The sequence below is a fragment of the Streptomyces sp. 12E genome, assembly GCF_055633275.1.
In genome coordinates, this window is sequence record NZ_JBVNCJ010000001.1 from 443759 (window position 1) to 462486 (window position 18728).

Here is an 18728-nt window from a genome sequence, read left to right on the forward strand (position 1 = left end):
GTGCGGGAGGACGGGTGCCAGGGGCGTCGTTCGGGCACGGGACCGCGGTCCGGGGCCGGACCGCGGTCCCGGCGCCGACACGCCACGGCTCGACAGCGCCTTGCGAAGACCGCCCGCACCGGCACCGCGTGGACGTACTGCCGGGCCGTCAAGGCCTTCGGCCGAGCCCGCCGCCCGCCGTCCCGCGGCGGGCGGCGATCGCCACGCCGGACTACCGGCGGCTGCGCACCAGCACGTACAGGAAGTACGGCGTTCCGATCACGGCCGTCATCAGGCCGGCGCCCAGCTGGGCGGGGGCGATCACGGTGCGGCCCAGCAGGTCGGCCGTGCACACCAGGACGGCGCCCAGGAGCAGCGCGACCGGCAGGACGCGGGTGTGCCGCCGTCCGACGAGGGCGCGCGCCGCGTGCGGTGCGACCAGGCCGACGAAGCCGATGGTGCCCGCGGCGGCCACGGCGGTGGCGGTGAGCAGCACGCTCAGCACGAGGAAGCCCAGTCTGCCGCGCGCCAGGTCGAGTCCGAGGAGCCGGGGGGTGTCCTCGTCGAGGGAGACCAGGTCGAGTTCCCGGTGCCGTACGCCGGCCACCGCGACACCGATCGCGAGGACGGCGGCGAGGGGCAGGACGTCGGGCAGGGTCCGGCCGTACGTGGAGCCCGACAGCCAGGTGAGGGCCTTGGTCGCGTTGAACGGGTCGGTGAGCACGATCAGCAGGCTGATCAGGGCCGTCGTCGCGGTCGCGGCGCCGATGCCGACGAGCACCAGCCGGTTCTGCTGGTAGCCGCCGCGCGCGGCGAGGCCGAACACGACGACCGCGGTGACCGCGGATCCGGCGAAGGCCGCCCCGGCGACGCCCCAGCCCCCGGCGACGGGGACCGTCGTCACGAGGATCACCGCGCCGAGCGCGCCGCCGCCGGAGACGCCGAGGACGGCGGGTTCCGCGAGCGGGTTGCGGGTGACGGCCTGCACCAAGGTGCCGGCCAGCGCGAGCGCCGCTCCGGCGAGGAGCGCGGCGGACACCCGGGGCACACGGGTGTCCAGCACGAAGGAGACGGTCCTGCCCGCCCTGCCCTGCGCCCAGTTGACCACGTCGCCCAGCAGCAGCTTGCTGTCGCCCAGCAGGACGGCGGCGACGGTGACGCCGACCAGGACGACCGACAGCACGGTGAGCGTGGTGAGGAAGACGGCGCGGCTGCGGATGCGCAGCTTGTCCGGCGCGGCGGCGCCGGCGGTGTCGCGGAGCCGGGCCGCCATCACCACCAGGAACGTCGCGCCGACGAGGCTGGTGACCACGCCGGTGGGCACCGCGACGGCGGTGTCCGCGTCGACGGACGCGCGCAGCAGCACGTCCGCCCCGAGCACCAGCGCGGCGCCGACGAGGCCCGCGACCGGCACGCCCGCCCGCAGCCGCCGCAGCCCACGGGCCCGGCGGGCGAGCGGGCGGGCGAGGGCCGGGGCGCACAGGCCGACGAAGCCGATCGGACCGGCCAGGGTGACGGCCGCCGCGGAGAGCAGGGTCGCCAGGACGACGGCCGTGACACGGGTGGCCCGCACCGGGACGCCGAGCCCACGGGCCGCCTCGTCGCCGAGGGCGAGGGCGTCGATCCGGCGGGCGATGAGCAGCAGGCCGACGAGTGCGACGACGGCGACGGGCAGCATCTGGAGGACGCCGTCGAAGCCGTTCTGGCCGATGTTGCCCTGGTTCCACTGGTAGAGGCCCTCGGTCTGCTCCGGGAACAGCAGGAGCATCCCCTCGGTGACGGCGGTGAGCCCGAGGGCGAGCGCGGTGCCGGCGAGCACCAGCCGCACGGTGCCGGCCCCGAGCCCGGACAGTCCGAGGACGACGGCCGCCGCCGCGAGCCCGCCGGCGAAGGCGATGCCCGAGGAGGCGAGCAGCGGCAGGGACACGCCGGTGACGGCGGCGACGCCGAGGGCGAAGTAGGAACCCGCGTTGACGGCGAGGGTGTCCGGGGAGGCCAGGACGTTGCGGCTGACGGCCTGCAGGGCGACGCCGGCCATGCCGAGGGCCGCGCCCACGAGGATCCCGGCGGTCATGCGGGGCAGCCGTGAGGCGATGACGACGGACGCGTCGGCCGGGTCGGCCCGGCCGGTGAGGGCCTTGAGGACCTCGGCCGGGCCGACCGCGGCGGTGCCCTGGGTGATGTCGACGACGGCGAGGGCGGCGACCAGGAGCACGAGCGCGGTCGTCACCGCGGCCGCGCCCGCCCGGGACGACACCGTCGCCGGACGGGCGGTGGGAGTGGTGGCGGTGACGGCCATCGCGCTACTTCGTCAGCGAGGCGACGAGGGCGTCGGCGTACGCCTCCATCGAGCCGGTGCCGCCGAACATCCAGATGCCGTCGTCCAGCCGGTGGACGTCACCGGACTTCACGAAGGGCAGCGACTTCCACACGGAGTTGCCGGCGAGCTCCTTGCCGAAGGGGTCGCTGGCGGCGTCGCCGTCGTTGCCGATGTAGGCGAACTGGACCTCGCCCAGGTCGGTCAGTCCCTCGACGTCGGTGGCGGCCAGGCCGTAGGCCTCGTCCCCCTTCTGCTTCCAGGCGTTCTTCAGTCCGAGCCGCTCGTTGACGGCGCCGATCAGCGAACCGGAGGTGTAGGGGCGCACGGAGACCTGGTTGGAGGCGACGTAGCCGTCGGCGAAGGCGATCTCCGCGCCGTCCAGGCCGGCGTCGGCGAGGGCCTTCTTCCCCTCGGCGAGCTTGGCGTCGAAGTCCTTCTTCAGCGTGGCCGCGCGCTCGGTGGTGCCGGTGGCCTCGGCGATGAGGTCGACGTTCTTCAGCATCTGCCCGATCGGGTCGGCGGCGTCGGCGGACTTCACCTCCAGGACCGGGGCGACCTTGCGCAGCTGCTTGACGGCGTCGGGCTGCAGGTCGGTGGTGGCGACGATGAGGTCGGGCTTGAGCGAGGCGATGGTGTCCATGCTGGGCTCGCCGCGGGTGCCGATGTCCTCGGGCGCGTTCTTGAGCGGGACGGCGGCGTCCCAGGTGTTGTAGCCCTTGACGTCGGCGACGCCCACCGGGTCGACGCCGAGGGAGACCAGGTGCTCGACGACGTTCCACTCGGTGCCGACGACCTTCTTGGCGGGGCCGTCCAGCTCCACCTTCGCGCCGGTGGCGTCGGTGAGGGTGATGGCCTGCGCGGACTCCTTGGCGCCGGCGTCGTCGGCGGCGGGTTCGGTGGTGCCGCAGGCCGCCAGCAGGAGGGTGGCGGCGGTGGCCAGGGGCGCGGTGAGCAGGAGTCGTCTCATGAGGTGGTGCCGAGCCTTTCGCTTCGGGTGTGGTGACGGCCGATGGCGCGGGTGCGCAGCCGGCCGGTGAGGGGGTCGGTGTCGACCTCGATCCGGATGCCGTAGACCTCGGTCAGGCGCTCCGGGGTGAGGACGTCCTCGGGCAGGCCCTCGGCGACGACGCGTCCGGCCGCGAGGAGCACGATCCGGTCGGCGACGGCCGCCGCCTGGTCGAGGTCGTGCAGGACGACGCCGACGGCGATGCCGTGTTCGTCGGCCAGGTCGCGCATGAGGTCGAGGAGTTCGACCTGGTAGCGCAGGTCGAGGTAGGTGGTCGGTTCGTCGAGGAGGAGGACGCCGGTCTCCTGGGCGAGGCAGCCGGCCAGCCACACGCGCTGGAGCTGTCCTCCGGAGAGGTGTTCGGCCCCGCGCTCGGCGAGTTCGGCGACGCCGGTGAGGGCGAGGGCGCGGTCCACGGCGGCGCGGCCACCGGGGTCCGTGCCGCCCCAGCGGCCACGGTGCGGGTAGCGGCCGAACTCGACGACGTCCCGCACGCTGAGACCGCTGGGGGTGGGGCGTCCCTGGAGCAGCAGGGCGACGCGACGGGAGAACTCCCGGGGGCCGAGGGCCAGCGCGTCGGTGCCGGCGTCGAGCGTGAGCGTGGCGCTCCGCGGCCGTTGCAGCCGGGCGACGGTGCGCAGCAGGGTCGACTTGCCGCTGCCGTTCGGGCCCACCAGGGCGGTCACTTCGCCGGGGCGCAGGGTCAGCGCCGCGTCGTGCACGACGTCGACGCCGTCGTACGCCACGGTCACATCGGTGGCCGACAGTTGATGGCCGCGCGGACCCGGGGCCGCCTCTTCAGCAGGAATCACGAGGCAAGGTTAGCCTACCCTTAATTCGTGTTATCAAGGGGTGACCTGGGAGAAAGCCTGAGCGTGTTCCTGCCGTCCCGTCAGAAGGCGTAGCGGATATCGAGCCACGGTGCGTGCCGGGCGACCAGTTCACGCAGGTCCGTGAGGGCCCCGCGCTTGATGCCGGCGCGGTAGCGGAGGTTGAGGGCGCCGTTCTGGGAGCGTTTGGTCTCCTGCGCGGCGGGCTGCCACAGCGCCTCCTCGCCGCGCGGGTGCCAGCGGAGGTTGACCTCGTGCAGGTCCGCGTTGTGGGTGAGCATGATGACCTCGGCACGGGCCTGCCGCTTCACGCGCTGCGGCAGTACGTCGTCCATGTGCCGCAGCAGTCCGGCCCAGGCGTCCTGCCAGCCGGGGCGGACGACGACGGGCGAGAGGTTGAAGTGCACCTCGTACCCGGCGTCGAGGAAGTCCGCGGCGGCGGCGATCCGCCGGTCGACCGGGCTGGTGCGCAGGTCCAGCAGGCGTGAGTCGTCGGCCGGCATCACCGAGAACCGGATGCGGGTGCGGCCGCGCGGGTCGAGCTCCAGCAGGTCGGGGTTGACGAACTTGGTCGCGAAGGACGCCTTCGCGGTGGGCCAGTCGCGGAAGGCGCGCACCAGGTCGGCGGTGTTGTCGCAGACGAGGGCGTCGACGGAGCAGTCGCCGTTCTCCCCGATGTCGTACACCCAGGCCCCGGGGTCGCACTGGTTGGGCTCCGTCTTGGGGCCCTGGGCGGCGACGTGGCGGCCGAGGTGGGCGATGATCCGGTCGATGTTGGTGAAGAGGGTGATCGGGTTGGCGAAGCCCTTGCGGCGGGGCACGTAGCAGTACACGCACGACAGGGCGCAGCCGTTGGACGGGCCGGGGGCGATCCAGTCGGCGGAGCGGCCGTTGGGACGCGTGGTGAGCGTCTTCTTCACGCCCAGTACGAGGGTCTCGCGCTTGATCCGCATCCAGCGGTCGGCGCTGCCTTCGTTGCCGTGCAGCTCGGGGACGCGCCAGTGGGAGTCCGTCTCGATCAGCCGGGCTCCGGGGAACCGGGCGAGGATCTGCCGTCCGCGGGGCGAGGCGGCGGCGGCCGGTTCGGCGTGGATCTCCCGGATCGCGAGGAGCCGACGCGCCTGCGCGGAGTCCCGGAAGGCGGGGGCGGACGGCGCCGGCTCGGCCGCCGTCGCCACCGGCAACGCGTCGAGGCCGAAGAGCGGCTCCTGCGGGCCGTGGGACGGGGAGGGGTGGTGGCGCATGTCCTGACCGGCTTCTCGAACGGGGAGGCGGTACGGGTGCCCGCCGGCCGGTTCCGTCGGAATCCGGCCATCCTCCCACTGTACGGCGACGGGACGGCACACCGCGGCCGGCCGGACCGCGGCTCACCGACGGCCGTCCGGCCGCCCTCACGCACCACCGCACGGCCGTCGGCGGCCCGGCCGGCCGCCGGGGCCCCTGGGTGTCCGTCCGCTCCCCCGGCGGCCGAGCCGGTCGCCGGGGCCGACCGCGGCCGGGGTGTCAGGCCCGGGCCGTGAAGCGTTCCCAGACGCGGTGCGAGCCCAGCAGCTCGCGGACCTGGCCGAGGACGGCGGAGCCGGAGTCACCGACCACGATGCCGGGGGCGTCGGTGGGAACGCCGGACGCTTCGAGGGCCGCCTCACCGCCCGCCCACGCGCCGATCGCCTTGCCGTGCCGGAAGGCCTCGGCCAGCAGCATTCCGATCCGCGGATCGGTCGCCGTCCGCCGCGCGGCGGACGGCGCGCCCTTGCCGTCGCGCGCGCCGGGCAGGTCGCCGCCCATGGCCGGCGCCCCGGCCAGCAGCACGGCGTCGAACTCGACGGAGCGCGCGGTGACGTAGCTGCGCTGGACGGTCAGGGCCGAGTCGCCCGAGCCGAGCGTGCCGCCGGTCGGCGCCACGACCAGCGGGACCATGCCCGCCTCGAGCACCGCGTCGCGCACCGCGTGGACGCCCTCGAGGTCGCCGTCCGGGCCGACGACGACGCCGATGACACGGCCGTCCACCGGCCAGGTCCCCCCGATCTGCGAGAGGGCCGGGCTCGGTTCGACGTCGGCGAGCGGGACGGTGGGCTCGGGCGCGGGCAGACCGAGACCCTCGGCGACACCGGCGCACAGTTCGGGGTCGATGTTGGCCAGGACCTGGAGGGTCCGCACCCTGATGGCCTCTTCGTAACACTTGCCCAGCTCGAAGGTGTACGCGCCGATGATGTGCTCGCGCTCCACCGGGCTCATGCTCAGCCAGAACCGGCGGGGCTGACTGAAGTGGTCGGCGAACGACTCCGGCGCCTCGCGCACCTTCCGCCCCTCCGGGACGGTCACCGGCGTCTCGATGAACGCGCTCATGTCCGCGCCCGCGGTGAACGGACAGCCGCCGTCGAGGGAGTTGGGCCGGTAGGGGGCCACGCCCCGGTGCACGGCGGTCTGGTGCATGCCGTCGCGCAGCATGTCGTTGACCGGGGCGTGGGGGCGGTTGATCGGCAGCTGCGGGAAGTTGGGGCCGCCCAGGCGCGTGATCTGGGTGTCCAGGTACGAGAACAGCCGTCCCGCGAGCAGCGGGTCGTCGGTGACGTCGATACCGGGCACGAGGTGACCGACGTGGAAGGCGACCTGCTCCGTCTCGGCGAAGAAGTTGGACGGGTTCCGGTTGAGGGTCATCAGCCCGATCGGCTGCACCGGGGCGAGCTCCTCGGGCACGATGTTCGTCGGGTCCAGCAGGTCGATGCCCTCGAAGGTCTGCTCCGGGGTGTCGGGGAAGGTCTGGATGCCCAGCTCCCACTGCGGGTAGGCGCCCGCCTCGATGGCGTCGGCGAGGTCCCGGCGGTGGAAGTCCGGGTCGACGCCGTTGATCGTCAGCGCCTCGTCCCACACCAGGGAGTGCACGCCCAGCTTGGGCTTCCAGTGGAACTTCACCAGGGTCGTGCCGCCCTCGGCGTTCACCAGCCGGAAGGTGTGGACGCCGAAGCCCTCCATCATGCGGTAGGAGCGCGGGATGCCGCGGTCGCCCATGAAGAAGATGGTGTGGTGGGTCGCCTCGGTGTGCAGCGAGACGAAGTCCCAGAAGGTGTCGTGCGCGCTCTGCGCCTGCGGGATCTCCCGGTCCGGGTGCGGCTTCGCGGCGTGGACGACGTCGGGGAACTTGATGGCGTCCTGGATGAAGAAGACGGGGATGTTGTTGCCCACCAGGTCGAAGACGCCCTCGCTGGTGTAGAACTTCGTGGCGAAACCGCGGGTGTCGCGCACGGTGTCGGCGGACCCGCGTGAGCCGACCACGGTGGAGAACCGCACGAACACCGGCGTCTCGACGTCCGGGGCGAGGAACCCCGCCTTGGTCACGGAGGCCGCCGTGCCGTAGCTCTGGAAGACCCCGTGCGCGCCCGCGCCGCGGGCGTGGACCACGCGCTCCGGGATGCGCTCGTGGTCGAAGTGCATGATCTTCTCGCGCAGGTGGTGGTCCTGGAGCAGCACGGGGCCGCGCGGACCCGCCTTGAGCGAGTGGTCGGTGTCGTACAGCCGGGTGCCCTGGGCGTTGGTCAGATAGCTCCCTGACTGCGCCACCCTGGCCTGGTCGGCGCCGGTGGGCCGGCCGGTGGGCGACACGGTGGCCGGACCGCTCTGGTCCGGCTTCGGCGGCAGCGGTTCACGGGGCTCGGTCGGCTCCGTCACGGACGGCGGCCGGGGGCCCGGCCTTCCGGGGACGCCGTCGGCCGGAGCCGATCCGTCCTCCTGCAGCTTCTCGGCGATCTTCTGCGCTGCCCGCTTGACGGGGTTGGCCTCGCTCATGGGGGGGGTGACACTCCTCCGCTTCGGACCGGCCACGGACGGGTGGCCGTACGTTCAGTTGCCGACTGCGGGCGGCCCGGGAGACAAAGAGCCTGAAAAGGACATCGGGTGCCGTCAACGTCTCACGGCGGACACGCCCGCGCAGCGAACGCCCGCCGACGGGGTGAAACCACGCCCGGAGCACCGCGCCCCGCGCCTCGGCACACCCGCACTCCCCTCTCCGCGCCTCCCCTCCTGATCCGACCGCCCCGCCCGCGTACCCCCGGCCCGGCGGTCAAGGCATGCGGATTCGGTCCGGCACGTCACCCCGCCGACGGGTGCCCGCCCGCCCCTCGTGTCCGGGGCACTCGCCCGCGCGGCACCTCACCGCTTGAATCGGGCCTGGGCCAAGCGGCCGTGGGGCCGCGTCCAGTCCTCCGGCATGCCCGCACGCAGGCGGACACGCGGCCCGGCGGACGCACCAGAGCTCCCGGGCGCTCGGCGGCGGAGGGCGGTACCGCCGCGTCGTCGACGACACGGGCTCGTCCGCCTCGGGCACGGACACCGCCCCGTCCGGGGCCACGCGGCTCCCCGAGCGCGTCGGTCCCCCGCGCCGGGTTCAGAACAGCTGCCCCTGCTCGGCGGGGGCGGTCCTGCGCGGGGCACGGCGCGGGCCGGGGCCCCGCGCCGGGGTCTCCTCCCCGAACAGCGGCGCCGTGCCGTACTCGTCCGGCTCGGCCGGCACCACGTGGGGACCGGTCCCCACGTTGAGGCACAAGGGGGCGTCGAGATCGAAGTCCCCGGGCGTCATGTCCGTCCAGTCGCGTTCCCGACGCTCACTCACCGACGCTCCGCTCCCCGTCCATCCGGCCAGGTTATCGGTCGTCCGGTGCCCCGAGAACGGCACGTCGCGCGGCACCGTCCGACAGAGAGACGTAGGTCACACCGCCGTTCCGGTCACATGAAGCGGAGCCCATCCGTCAGTGCTGCGTAACCGCAAGAACCGACCAGGAGATCACCATGGAAGCGCGCATCGACCTCTTCGCCAACCCCCTCGCGGCCAAGGTGCTGAAGCACATCAACGCGGCGGGCAAGGCGGTGACGGACTCCGGGCTGCCGCACGCCACCCAGGAGCTGGTGAAGATCCGCGCCAGCCAGATCAACGGCTGCGGCTTCTGCACCGACATGCACACCAAGGACGCCGCCGCGGCCGGGGAGACGCCGGTCCGGCTCCACCTGGTCGCCGCCTGGCGGGAGGCCACCGTCTTCACCGAGGCGGAGCGGGCCGCGCTGGAGCTGACGGAGCAGGGCACCCGGCTCGCCGACGCGGCCGGCGGTGTCAGCGACGAGGTCTGGGCGAACGCGGCCAAGCACTACGACGAGGACCAGCTCGCCGCACTGATCTCGCTGATCGCGCTCATCAACGCCTACAACCGCGTCAACGTCATCAACCAGCAGCCCGCCGGCGGCTACCGGCCCGGCCAGTTCGGCTGACCGGGCGCGCCCGTCCCGGCCCCGGTGGGGACGGGACGGGCGTCCGGTCAGGCTTCCGCGCGCTTCGGCAGACGCCAGCCGGGCCGCGGGAAGTGGCAGGTGTAGCCGTCCGGGTAGCGCTGGAGGTAGTCCTGGTGCTCCGGCTCGGCCTCCCAGAACGGGCCGGCCGGCACGACCTCGGTCACCACGGGGCCCGGCCACAGCCCCGAGGCGTTCACATCGGCGATCGTCTCCTCGGCGACGCGCTTCTGCTCGTCGTCGAGGTAGAAGATGGCGGAACGGTAGCTCGTCCCGATGTCGTTGCCCTGCCGGTTCTTCGTGCTCGGGTCGTGGATCTGGAAGAAGTACTCCAGGATCGCGCGGTAGTCGGTGACGGCGGGGTCGTAGGTGATCTCGATCGACTCGGCGTGGGTGCCGTGGTCGCGGTAGGTCGCGTTCGGCACGTCACCTCCGCTGTAGCCCACCCGGGTGGTCAGCACGCCCGGGAACGTGCGGATCAGCTCCTGCATGCCCCAGAAGCAGCCGCCCGCGAGCAGCGCCCTCTCCTCGTTCGTCGTCATCTTCGTCTCGCCCTTCTCCCACGTGTCCTGCGGCGTTCATCGGTGAGAACCGCGCCGGCGGCCCCATTGTTCCGGCCGTGCCGGCTCCCCCGGACAGCGGGCCGGGCAACGGCGCACGGGCGCGTTCGCGCCCGCCGGGTACGGCTCGTCCGCGACCGCGCCGGACGGCCGCCCCGCACGCGGGCGGACGCGGGCCGTTCCCGTCGCGCGGCCCGCCGGACGCGGGGGCACGCGGCGCACCGTGAGGTGGTCCGGACGAAGCTGCCGGGAACGGCGAGCGAGCCGCGGGCCGGCGGACTCAGGCGATCAGCGAGATGCGGGCCGTGATGCTCTTGCCGGCCGGCTCCTGCCGTACGTCCAGGGCCTGGGCGACGGCCATCACGATCTCCAGCCCGTGCTGGCCCACCCGGCCGGGGTCCGCGTCCCGGACCACCGGCGGCACGGGGTTGCCGTCGCGGACGACCACCTCGACGGCGTCGCCGACCACCCGCAGATCGAGGCCGACGGGCCCCGGAGCGTACTTGCGGGCGTTGGTGACCAGCTCGCTGACCACGAGCTGGGTGATCTCCACCGCGCGGGCCGACACCGGCAGGCCGTCCTCCGCCCGTGCCCGGTTCAGGAACGCCGCGGCGAGGTGGCGCGCCTGGGCTATCCAGGTGCCGTCCTCGTCCAGGGCGTACGAAGCCCCCAGCCGTGACGCCCCCGGCACCGTGTCCCCCTCGTCGACTGGAACTGGTTCCATCCGGTCCGCCTTCACTCACCGATCACACCGCGCGACTACCCGCATCGCTCCCCCACACGCCACCGAAGTGTGACAGGTGCCTTTGACACCTCAGCCCGCCAGGTGCCGTTCCAGCCAGTCGGCGGCGGTCCGGCGGAACAGGCGCCGGTTGTCGGAGCGGCGGAAGTCGTGGCCCTCGTGGTGCAGCAGGAGGTGTTCCGCTTCCAGTCCGCGCTCCCTGGCCGCCCGGACGAACTGCTCGGACTCCCCCGGAGGCACGTTGGTGTCGTGCTCGCCGTGCACGGCGAGGACCGGGACCCGCAGGGCGTCGATGCGGCTCATCGGCGACAGCGCGCGCAGCAGTTCCCGGTCGTGTTCCGGGTGGCCGTACTTGTGGGCGGCGGACTGCGCGATCCAGGGTTCGGTCCCGGCGAAGAAGGTGGTGAGGTCCGACATGCCGCAGACCGCCACGCCGGTGCGGAACAGGTCCGGGTGCCACACCAGGGACGCCATCACCAGGTAGCCGCCGTACGACCGGCCCATCACGGCCATCCGCCGGGGATCGGCGAGGCCCCGCACCATCACGTGGGCCGCGCAGTCCGCGACGTCGTTGATCGCGTCGAAGCGCCCCGTGCCCAGGTCGGCGTCGACGAAGGAGCGACCGTGGCCGGAGGAGCCGCGGACGTCGGGCGCGAAGACGTCCAGTCCCCTGCCGAGCAGTTCGAGGTAGAGCGGTTCGAGCACCGGGCGTTCCTGTTCCTCCGGCCCGCCGTGCAGGTGCAGGACGCACGGTGCCGGCTCGCCGGGCGAGCGGCCCGGGGCACGGTAGTACCAGCCGCCCAGGACGAGGCCGTCGCGGGCCACGGGGCTCATGGGCATCGGGCGCACCGGCGTGCGGCCTTCGGGGAACACGTCCTCGTCGCGCGAGGACCACGGGGTGCGCAGGGGCAGTCCGTGCGGCAGCCACCACACTCCGGGATGGCGCCGGGATCCGGACAGCGCGACGACGGGGGCGTCGGGGTCGGCGGTGGGCGCGATGCGCGTGACCACCTCGTGGGGCAGGCCGACGGCCCGTGCGGCACCGGCGGAGGCGGACCGGGACGACGGGACGCCGGCCGGGAGGCCGGGCGGCCGGGCGGCGGTCAGCTCGGTCACCTCCAGTTCGCTGACCCCGCGCACGTTCCACGCCAGCACCGCGCTGCGTCCGTCGCGGCCCAGGGCGAGCAGCTCCAGGCCGCAGTCGGGGCGCTGGGCGGCCACCGTGGTGCCGAGCAGGTGTCCTCGCGGATCGAGGTGCGCGGCGACGAGGGCGGCGTGTTCGCGGTCGCCGTCGCTGCGCAGCCACACGGTGCCGGCGTCCGGTGAGAAGCCGCCGATCCACGGGTCGCCGTCGGCGACCGGCAGAGCGCAGGTCACCACGCGGTCGCCGGTGCGGACGACGAGGGCCTCGCGGCGTCCGCGGGGGCCCCGGTACACCAGGGCGAACCTGCCGTCCCTGCTGAGGTCGCACACGCGCTGGTTGGCCGCGCCGCGTTCGCTCGCCAGCAGCACGGGGGCGCTCATGCCCTCGGGGTCGACGAGATAGGCGGAGAGGGCCCTCGGTTCCGGCTCCCCGACGGACGTCGTCCGGTCGCCGTCGACGGCCCCCGCGAGGGGCCCGGGCCGTGGTGCGCCGGGCTCCAGCAGCACGGCCCGGCCGTCGCGGCCCGCCCGGGCGGGGCGGGAGACGCCGTCCGCCCCGGGGTGGGCGGCGAAGGGCCGCCCGGGCGGGGCGGAATCGGTGACGGTCACCGCGATCGCGGAGCCGTCGTGCTGCCAGCAGCCCAGGCGTGCGGAGGTGCCCGGTTCGCCGCCGGCCAGCAGGCGCCGTCCGGTGCCGTCGGGGCGTACGCACAGGACGCTGGTGAGCTCGCCGCCGTCCGGCGCCACGGTGTAGGCGATCCAGCGCCCGTCCGGGGACCAGGACACCTCCGTGACCGGGTTCGGGTCGGCGTCGAGCCGGCGCACCTCCTCGCCGGCTACGGGGGCGGTCCACAGCTGCGGCACCCCGGCCCGGTCGCAGATGAAGGCGACGTGCCGGCCGCCGGGGTCTGCCGAGGGGTACCAGCAGCCGTGGACGGCCGGGGGCGGTACGTCGTACGGCGTCGAGGTGTCGGCGAGCGCGGCGGGCTCGGGTGCGGGAAGCGCCCGCGTGGTGGCGTCGGTGCGCGTCTCCATCGGCGTCAGCGGATCCCGTGCGTCTGCAGCCACGTCTCCAGCAGCGCTACCTGCCACAGCGTGTTCGCCCCTCGCCTGGTCCGGTGCGCGTTGGGTGCGGCGAGCAGCTCGGCGACGTACTCCTCGCGGAAGACGCCGCGGGCCCTGGCCTCGGGAGCGGTGAGGGTCTCGCGGACCCGCTGGAGGACGGGCCCGGCCATGTGCTTGATCGCCGGGACGGGGAAGTAGCCCTTGGGCCGGTCGACGACCCGGCGCGGCAGGACCTTGCGGCCGACGGCCTTCAGGACGCCCTTGCCGCCGTCCGCGAGCTTCAGCTCGGGCGGACAGGCCGCGGCCAGCTCGACCAGTTCGTGGTCGAGGAACGGCACCCTGGCCTCCAGTCCCCAGTCCATCGTCATGTTGTCGACCCGCTTGACCGGGTCGTCGACCATCATCACGAGCGTGTCGAGGCGGAGATCGGCGTCGAGCGCCGTCTCGGCGCCCTGGGCCGCCATGTGCGCGCGCACGAACTCGGCGGAGACGTCGCGGCCGGGCAGCAGGTCGGGGTGGACCATGGCGGCGAGATCGGCGTGCGAGCGGTCGAAGTAGGTGTCGATGTACGCCTCGGCGGCGCGCGACCGCGGCACGTCCGCCATCCGCGCGTACCAGTCGTACCCGGCGAACACCTCGTCGGCGCCCTGGCCGCTCTGCACGACCTTGACCTCCTTGGCCACCTGCTCGGACAGCAGGTGGAAGGCCACCACGTCGTGGCTCATCATGGGCTCGCTCATGGCGCGGACCGCCCCGTCCAGGGCTCCGGCGACCCGGTCGGAGGGGACCATCAGCTGGTGGTGACGGGTGTCGAAGTGCCGGGCCACGAGGTCGGAGTAGTGGAACTCGTCGCCCTCCTCGTCCCCCTCGGACTCGAAGCCGACGCTGAAGGTCGCGAGGTCCTGCTGGCCCTCGCCGGCCAGCAGGGCCACGATCAGGCTGGAGTCCAGACCGCCCGAGAGCAGCACTCCGACCGGCACGTCGGCGACCATGCGACGGCGTACGGCGGTGCGCAGCGCGTCCAGTACGGCGTCGGTCCAGTCGTCGGCGTCGAGGCCGGCGTACTCGGGGCGGCGGGCGTGGACGGGATGCCAGTAGCGGTGATCACGGTGGGTGCCGTCGGGCTCGACGACCCGCACCGTGGCCGGGGGCAGCTTGCGCACGCCCTTGAGGACGGTGTGGGGCGCGGCGACGGTGGCGTGCCAGCTGAGGTACTGGTGCAGTGCGACGGGATCCAGCGAGGTGTCGACGCCGCCGGCCGCGAGCAGCGCGGGCAGGGAGGAGGCGAACCGCAGGCGTTCGGCCGTGCCGGACAGGTAGAGGGGTTTGACGCCCAGCCGGTCGCGGGCCAGGACGACGCGCCCGGTGTCCTGCTCGACGATCACGAAGGCGAACATGCCGTGGAAGCGCTCGACGCACCCGGTGCCCCACTCCTGGTAGGCCTTGAGCACCACCTCGGTGTCGGACTGCGAGAAGAAGCGGTGGCCGAGCGCGTGCAGTTCGTCCCGCAGCTCACGGTAGTTGTACACGCAGCCGTTGAAGACCCCGGCGAGGCGGGCGCACGGGTCGGTCATGGGCTGGGCGCCGCTGTCCGACAGGTCGATGATCTTCAGTCGGCGGTGTCCGAGGGCCACGGGCCCCTGGGACCACAGGCCGCGTCCGTCGGGGCCGCGCGGCGCCAGGCGGTCGGTCATGCGTTCCAGCGCCGCGATGTCCGGCTGCCCGCCGTCGAACCGGATCTCCCCGCAGAGGCCGCACATCAGTGGTCCCTCCTTTCCCTCGGGTGTCGGTCCTGGGACGGGTGTGAAGGGACGTGCGTACTGCTGGACATGGTGGTGTGACACTCTCCTTGGTCAGGGATCGCTGATGCGTGTGAGGGCGGCCGAGGGGCCGGCGGCCCGTCCGGATCAGCCGGGTGCGCCCGGTGTCGTCGCCGGGTGGGCGCGGGCCGGGGTCCGGCCGGCGCCGCGCGGGGCGTCCGGACGCCGGTGACGGCGGACGGAGGCGCTGGGCGCGAGGCGGTCGCCGCGGGTCTCGGCGACCAGCATGTCGATGCCGGCGAGCAGGTCCTCCTCCTGGGCCGCCCGCCGCAGCCGGTGCGCCGCCCCGCCCGTCGCGAGGGCCTCTTCGAGCAGTGTGCGCACGGTGGCGAAGTCGCCGGACGCCTCCAGCGCCGGGCGCAGCCGGTGCAGCATCCTGCGCAGGACCATGGGGGCCGGAGTCGCGCGGCGGGTCTCCGGATCGACGAGCCGGCCCTCCAGTCCGGAGCGCGCGGCTCGCCAGGTGGCGGCGCGCAGCCACTCGTGGTGTCCGTCGCACCCGTGGTCCGACCCGCGCTCCAGACGGTCGCAGGCGTCGCGCACCAGCGCACGGAACAGTCCGGCGACCAGCACCACGGTCTCGGCGCGCGGGCAGGCGTCGCAGATCCTCAGCTCCAGGGTGCGCTGGTGGGCCGACGGACGTACGTCGTGGTAGAGCATCCCGGGGTCGCTGATGACGCCCGAGCCGATCAGCTCCGTCACCGCGGCGTCGTAGTCGGCGGCGCTCCCGTAGCACCCCACGGGGCCCGCGGTCGGCCACCGCTGCCACAGCATGGTGCGCCAGCTGGCGTATCCGGTGTCGGAACCGAACCAGAACGGCGAACTGGCCGACAGGGCCAGCAGCGGCGGCAGCCAGGGCGACACCAGGCACATGACGCGCACCGCGGTGTCCCGGTCCGGCACGTCGACGTGCACCTGGGCGCTGCAGATGAGCTGCTCGTCGGCGACCCGGCGGTAGTCGTCGGCCATGCGCCGGTAGCGGGGGTCCGCGGTGACGTCGTGGAAGACGGCGCCGGCCAGCGGAACGGTGCCCGCGGCCACGACGGCCAGACCCGAGGAGGAGGCCGCCGCGTCCAGCCGGCGCCGGCTGTCGGACAGGTCCGTGAAGAGGGCGTCCAGCGTGTCGTGGACCCGGCTGTTGCTCTCCACGGCCGACCGCTGCAGCTCACTGCCGAACCCGGATCCGCCGAGCCGGCCGAGCAGCTCGTCGGCGCGTGGCACGAGCCGGCCGCTCTCCACGTCCAGGACGTGAAACTCTTCCTCTGCTCCGATGCGCACCGTCACCACTGATCCCCTTGCCCTCGTTCCGCGCCGTCTCCGCACGGCTCCCGGGGGCGCCGGCGGTGAATTCGGCACGTCCCGGGTGCCCCGGATGCGGTGAGCGCAATCGGCTCACGGCCCTCGCGCTCGAACGAGCGGCCGGACTTCCGGGGGAGCGGGAAGCCCTCGGCCCAGCTAGGCGGCGTCGCGGATGTCGAACACTTGATCGAGGCCGGTCATGTTCAGCAGACGCATCATGTTGACCGACACGGCCACGAGGACGACCCGGGCGCCGACCGAGACGACGTGGTTGCGGATGGCGATCAACGCGGTGATGCCGCTCGAGTCGCAGAACGACAGCTTGCCCAGGTCCACCGCCAGGAGCCGCCCGGCCGGCAGGGCGGCCTCCCGCGCGGCGCGGCGCAGCCGCTGTGCGTTGGTGTGGTCGAGGTCGCCGGCGACCTCGAGGACGAGAGCGTCGGGCGTGGGTGACGCGGTGATCGTCAGAGGTGTCATCACGAGGTCCGGGATCCGGTGTCGGTACGGGCGGGCGGGCCGATGGCGAGCAGGGCGGTGTCGTCGTCCAGACCTTCGCCGAAACCTTTCAGCAGGTCTGTCAGGGCGTGGACCACGCGGTGGGGGCCCGAGGGGGCGAGGCCGGCGGCGAAGGACTCCAGGGCCTCGTAACCGTACAGCTCCCGGCCGGGGCCGGTCCGCGCCTCGGTGAGACCGTCGGTGTACAGCAGCAGCGTGTCGCCCGGGTGCAGGGTGGTGCCGACCGAGACGAACTCCGCCCCGGGAAGGGCTCCGACGAGCATGCCGCCCCGCGTCGACAGGTACTCCACCCGGCCGTCCGCGCGCAGGGCCAGCGCGGGGGGATGGCCGCCGGAGGCCAGGCAGACCTCCACCGTGTCCCCCGCGCGTTCCAGGACGCCGGACACCACGGTGCAGTACCGCGGATCGTCCCCGGTGTACCGGTCCCGCAGGACCGTGTCGAGTACGCGCAGGTTGGCGACGGGGTCGGAGTCGTGGAGCGCGGCGGCGCGCAGGGTGTAGCGGATCAGCGAGGTCAGCGCGGCGGCCTGGGGCCCCTTGCCGCACACGTCGCCGAGGAAGAACGCCGACCGGTCGCCGTCCAGCGCGAACAGGTCGTAGAAGTCGCCGCCCACCTCCATCGGGGAGGCCGTGTGGTAGTGGCAGGCGGCCTCCACACCGGGTATGTCGGGCAGGGCCGCGGGCAGCAGGCTCCGCTGGAGCACGGCCAGCGCCTCGCGCAGCGCCTCGCGGTCGGCCTCGGCCTGCCGGCGGGCCTCCTCGGCCGCGCGGCGGGCGCGCAGCAGTTCCTTCTCGTAGGCGCGCCGGTCCGTGGCGTCGAAGACGGTGGTCCGGATCAGCAGCGGCTCGCCGTCGTCGCTCTTCTTGACGGTCGAGGTGATCAGCACCGGCAGCCGGGGACCGGAGGCGGTCCTCATCTCCAGGGCGATGCCGCCGAGGTGCCCCTGCATGCGCAGCAGGGGCGCGAAGTGCGTCTCGTGGTAGAGCTTGCCGCCGACGGTGAGCAGGTCGCTGAAGCGCATCCGGCCCACCACCTCGTCGCGGGACAGACCGAGCCAGCCCAGCAGGGTCGCGTTGATCTTGGCGATGGTGCCGTCCATCAGGGTGGACAGGTAGCCGCACGGCGCCGACTCGTACAGTTCCTCGGCCGAGTCCTCCAGCAGCGCGCTGAACGCCGCGCGCGTGCCGGGCACGCCTGTGCCCGGCTCCTCCGGACCACCTGTCCCCCGGTTCATCGGCCCAGGGCCGACACGAAGGCGCGGATCGCCGCGGCGGTGACCTCCGGGGCGCTCAGCTGGGGGCAGTGACCGGTGGCGTTCAGAGTGACCAGCTCGCTGCCGGGTATCGCGGCGTGGACGTACGCGCCGACCTCCGGGGGTGCGATGACGTCCTGCTCGCACTCCAGGATCAGCGTGGGCACGGTCACGCCCGCGAGGTCCTTGCGGCTGTCGGACAGGAACGTCGTGCGCGCGAAGACCCGGGCGATGTCCGGGTCGGTGGCGCAGAAGCTGTTGGTGAGCTCCTCGCCCAGTTCGGGCCGGTCCGGGTTGCCCATGATCACCGGAGCCATGGCCGCCGACCAGCCCAGGTAGTTGGACTCCAGCGACTCCAGGAGCTCGTCGATGTCCTCCGCGCTGAAGCCGCCGCGGTAGCCGTCCTCGTCGATGTAGTACGGCGACGGGCACACCATGACCAACGAGCCGATCCGGTCCGGGGCCGCGGCCTGGGCCAGCACGCCGGTCATCGCGCTCACGGAGTGGCCGACCACGACCGCGTCGCGGAGGTCGAGCTCCTCGCAGACCTCCACCACGTCACGGGCGTAGCCGTCGAGGGAGGAGTAGCGCTCCTCCCGCCAGGCCGACAGGTCGGAGCGGCCCGCGCCCACGTAGTCGAAGAGGACCACTCGGAAGTCCCGGGCCAGTGCGGGCTCGACGAGGCGCCACATGTTCTGGTCGCAGCCGAAGCCGTGCACCAAGACCACCGTGCGGCCGGAGGCGCGTCCGGTCACACGGATGTTGTTCCTGCGGTGGATGCTCATCCGCCCATGCTCGCACGCCGGACGGGGAAGGCCGTCGGCGAGCCTCGGGGACGGTCGTCGTCCGTCGGGGCGCCCGGGGGCGCGGCGCCGGTCCTCGCCTCCGGCTCGCGCAGTACGGCCACCATGTCCTCGCCCC

The 18728-nt window shown here is 73.6% G+C and carries 15 protein-coding genes; 1 reads left to right on the plus strand and 14 read right to left on the minus strand.

Annotated elements, in window-relative coordinates; translation table 11 throughout:
- Window positions 1-211: 211 nt before the first annotated feature.
- The 6 genes from ACZ8ZB_RS02010 to ACZ8ZB_RS02035 all read right to left on the minus strand — a co-directional run bounded on the left by ACZ8ZB_RS02010 (window position 212) and on the right by ACZ8ZB_RS02035 (window position 8741).
- Window positions 212-2278: an iron ABC transporter permease gene (locus ACZ8ZB_RS02010; protein ID WP_470735987.1), complete on the minus strand. Its 2067-nt coding sequence runs from the start codon at window positions 2276-2278 to the stop codon at window positions 212-214.
- A 4-nt stretch (window positions 2279-2282) separates the two neighbouring features.
- Complete coding sequence (locus ACZ8ZB_RS02015; protein ID WP_470735988.1) at window positions 2283-3266, minus strand: ABC transporter substrate-binding protein; 984 nt, start codon at window positions 3264-3266, stop codon at window positions 2283-2285.
- A complete protein-coding gene (locus ACZ8ZB_RS02020) occupies window positions 3263-4117 on the minus strand; it encodes an ABC transporter ATP-binding protein (RefSeq protein ID WP_470735989.1) in 855 nt (284 codons plus the stop codon). Before ACZ8ZB_RS02020 ends, ACZ8ZB_RS02015 begins: the two co-directional genes overlap by 4 nt.
- An 80-nt stretch (window positions 4118-4197) precedes the next feature.
- Window positions 4198-5379 carry a spore photoproduct lyase family protein gene (locus tag ACZ8ZB_RS02025; protein ID WP_470735990.1) on the minus strand — a complete coding sequence of 394 codons (1182 nt, stop codon included), beginning with the start codon at window positions 5377-5379 and terminating at the stop codon, window positions 4198-4200.
- Window positions 5380-5638: 259 nt separating this feature from the next.
- Window positions 5639-7918 (minus strand): catalase, encoded by a 2280-nt coding sequence (locus ACZ8ZB_RS02030; protein WP_470735991.1) that lies wholly within the window; start codon window positions 7916-7918, stop codon window positions 5639-5641.
- A 598-nt stretch (window positions 7919-8516) separates the two neighbouring features.
- Entirely contained in the window at window positions 8517-8741 is a 225-nt protein-coding gene (locus ACZ8ZB_RS02035) for a hypothetical protein (protein WP_470735992.1), read from the minus strand.
- 176 nt (window positions 8742-8917) lie between these two features.
- Between ACZ8ZB_RS02035 and ACZ8ZB_RS02040 the strand changes: the two genes are divergently transcribed.
- Window positions 8918-9391: a carboxymuconolactone decarboxylase family protein gene (locus ACZ8ZB_RS02040; RefSeq protein ID WP_470735993.1), complete on the plus strand. Its 474-nt coding sequence runs from the start codon at window positions 8918-8920 to the stop codon at window positions 9389-9391.
- Window positions 9392-9438: 47 nt separating this feature from the next.
- Here the strand turns inward: ACZ8ZB_RS02040 and msrA are convergent, their stop codons facing one another.
- The 8 genes from msrA to ACZ8ZB_RS02080 all read right to left on the minus strand — a co-directional run bounded on the left by msrA (window position 9439) and on the right by ACZ8ZB_RS02080 (window position 18592).
- Window positions 9439-9951 carry a peptide-methionine (S)-S-oxide reductase MsrA gene (gene msrA / locus ACZ8ZB_RS02045; RefSeq protein ID WP_470735994.1) on the minus strand — a complete coding sequence of 171 codons (513 nt, stop codon included), beginning with the start codon at window positions 9949-9951 and terminating at the stop codon, window positions 9439-9441.
- Window positions 9952-10249: 298 nt separating this feature from the next.
- Window positions 10250-10693, minus strand: a complete 444-nt coding sequence (locus ACZ8ZB_RS02050) for an ATP-binding protein (protein WP_470735995.1) — start codon at window positions 10691-10693, stop codon at window positions 10250-10252.
- Between the two features lie 90 nt (window positions 10694-10783).
- Window positions 10784-12922, minus strand: coding sequence for a S9 family peptidase (locus tag ACZ8ZB_RS02055; protein ID WP_470735996.1), 2139 nt, complete (start codon window positions 12920-12922; stop codon window positions 10784-10786).
- Entirely contained in the window at window positions 12895-14679 is a 1785-nt protein-coding gene (locus ACZ8ZB_RS02060) for an N-acetylglutaminylglutamine amidotransferase (protein ID WP_470735997.1), read from the minus strand. The genes ACZ8ZB_RS02055 and ACZ8ZB_RS02060 overlap by 28 nt, the downstream gene beginning before the upstream one ends.
- A 147-nt stretch (window positions 14680-14826) precedes the next feature.
- Window positions 14827-16023: a carboxylate-amine ligase gene (locus tag ACZ8ZB_RS02065; protein WP_470735998.1), complete on the minus strand. Its 1197-nt coding sequence runs from the start codon at window positions 16021-16023 to the stop codon at window positions 14827-14829.
- Window positions 16024-16194: 171 nt separating this feature from the next.
- Entirely contained in the window at window positions 16195-16515 is a 321-nt protein-coding gene (locus ACZ8ZB_RS02070; protein WP_470741401.1) for an STAS domain-containing protein, read from the minus strand.
- Window positions 16515-17789 (minus strand): PP2C family protein-serine/threonine phosphatase, encoded by a 1275-nt coding sequence (locus tag ACZ8ZB_RS02075; RefSeq protein ID WP_470735999.1) that lies wholly within the window; start codon window positions 17787-17789, stop codon window positions 16515-16517. The genes ACZ8ZB_RS02070 and ACZ8ZB_RS02075 overlap by 1 nt, the downstream gene beginning before the upstream one ends.
- Window positions 17786-18592 carry an alpha/beta fold hydrolase gene (locus tag ACZ8ZB_RS02080; protein ID WP_470736000.1) on the minus strand — a complete coding sequence of 269 codons (807 nt, stop codon included), beginning with the start codon at window positions 18590-18592 and terminating at the stop codon, window positions 17786-17788. Before ACZ8ZB_RS02080 ends, ACZ8ZB_RS02075 begins: the two co-directional genes overlap by 4 nt.
- Between the last annotated feature and the right edge of the window lie 136 nt (window positions 18593-18728).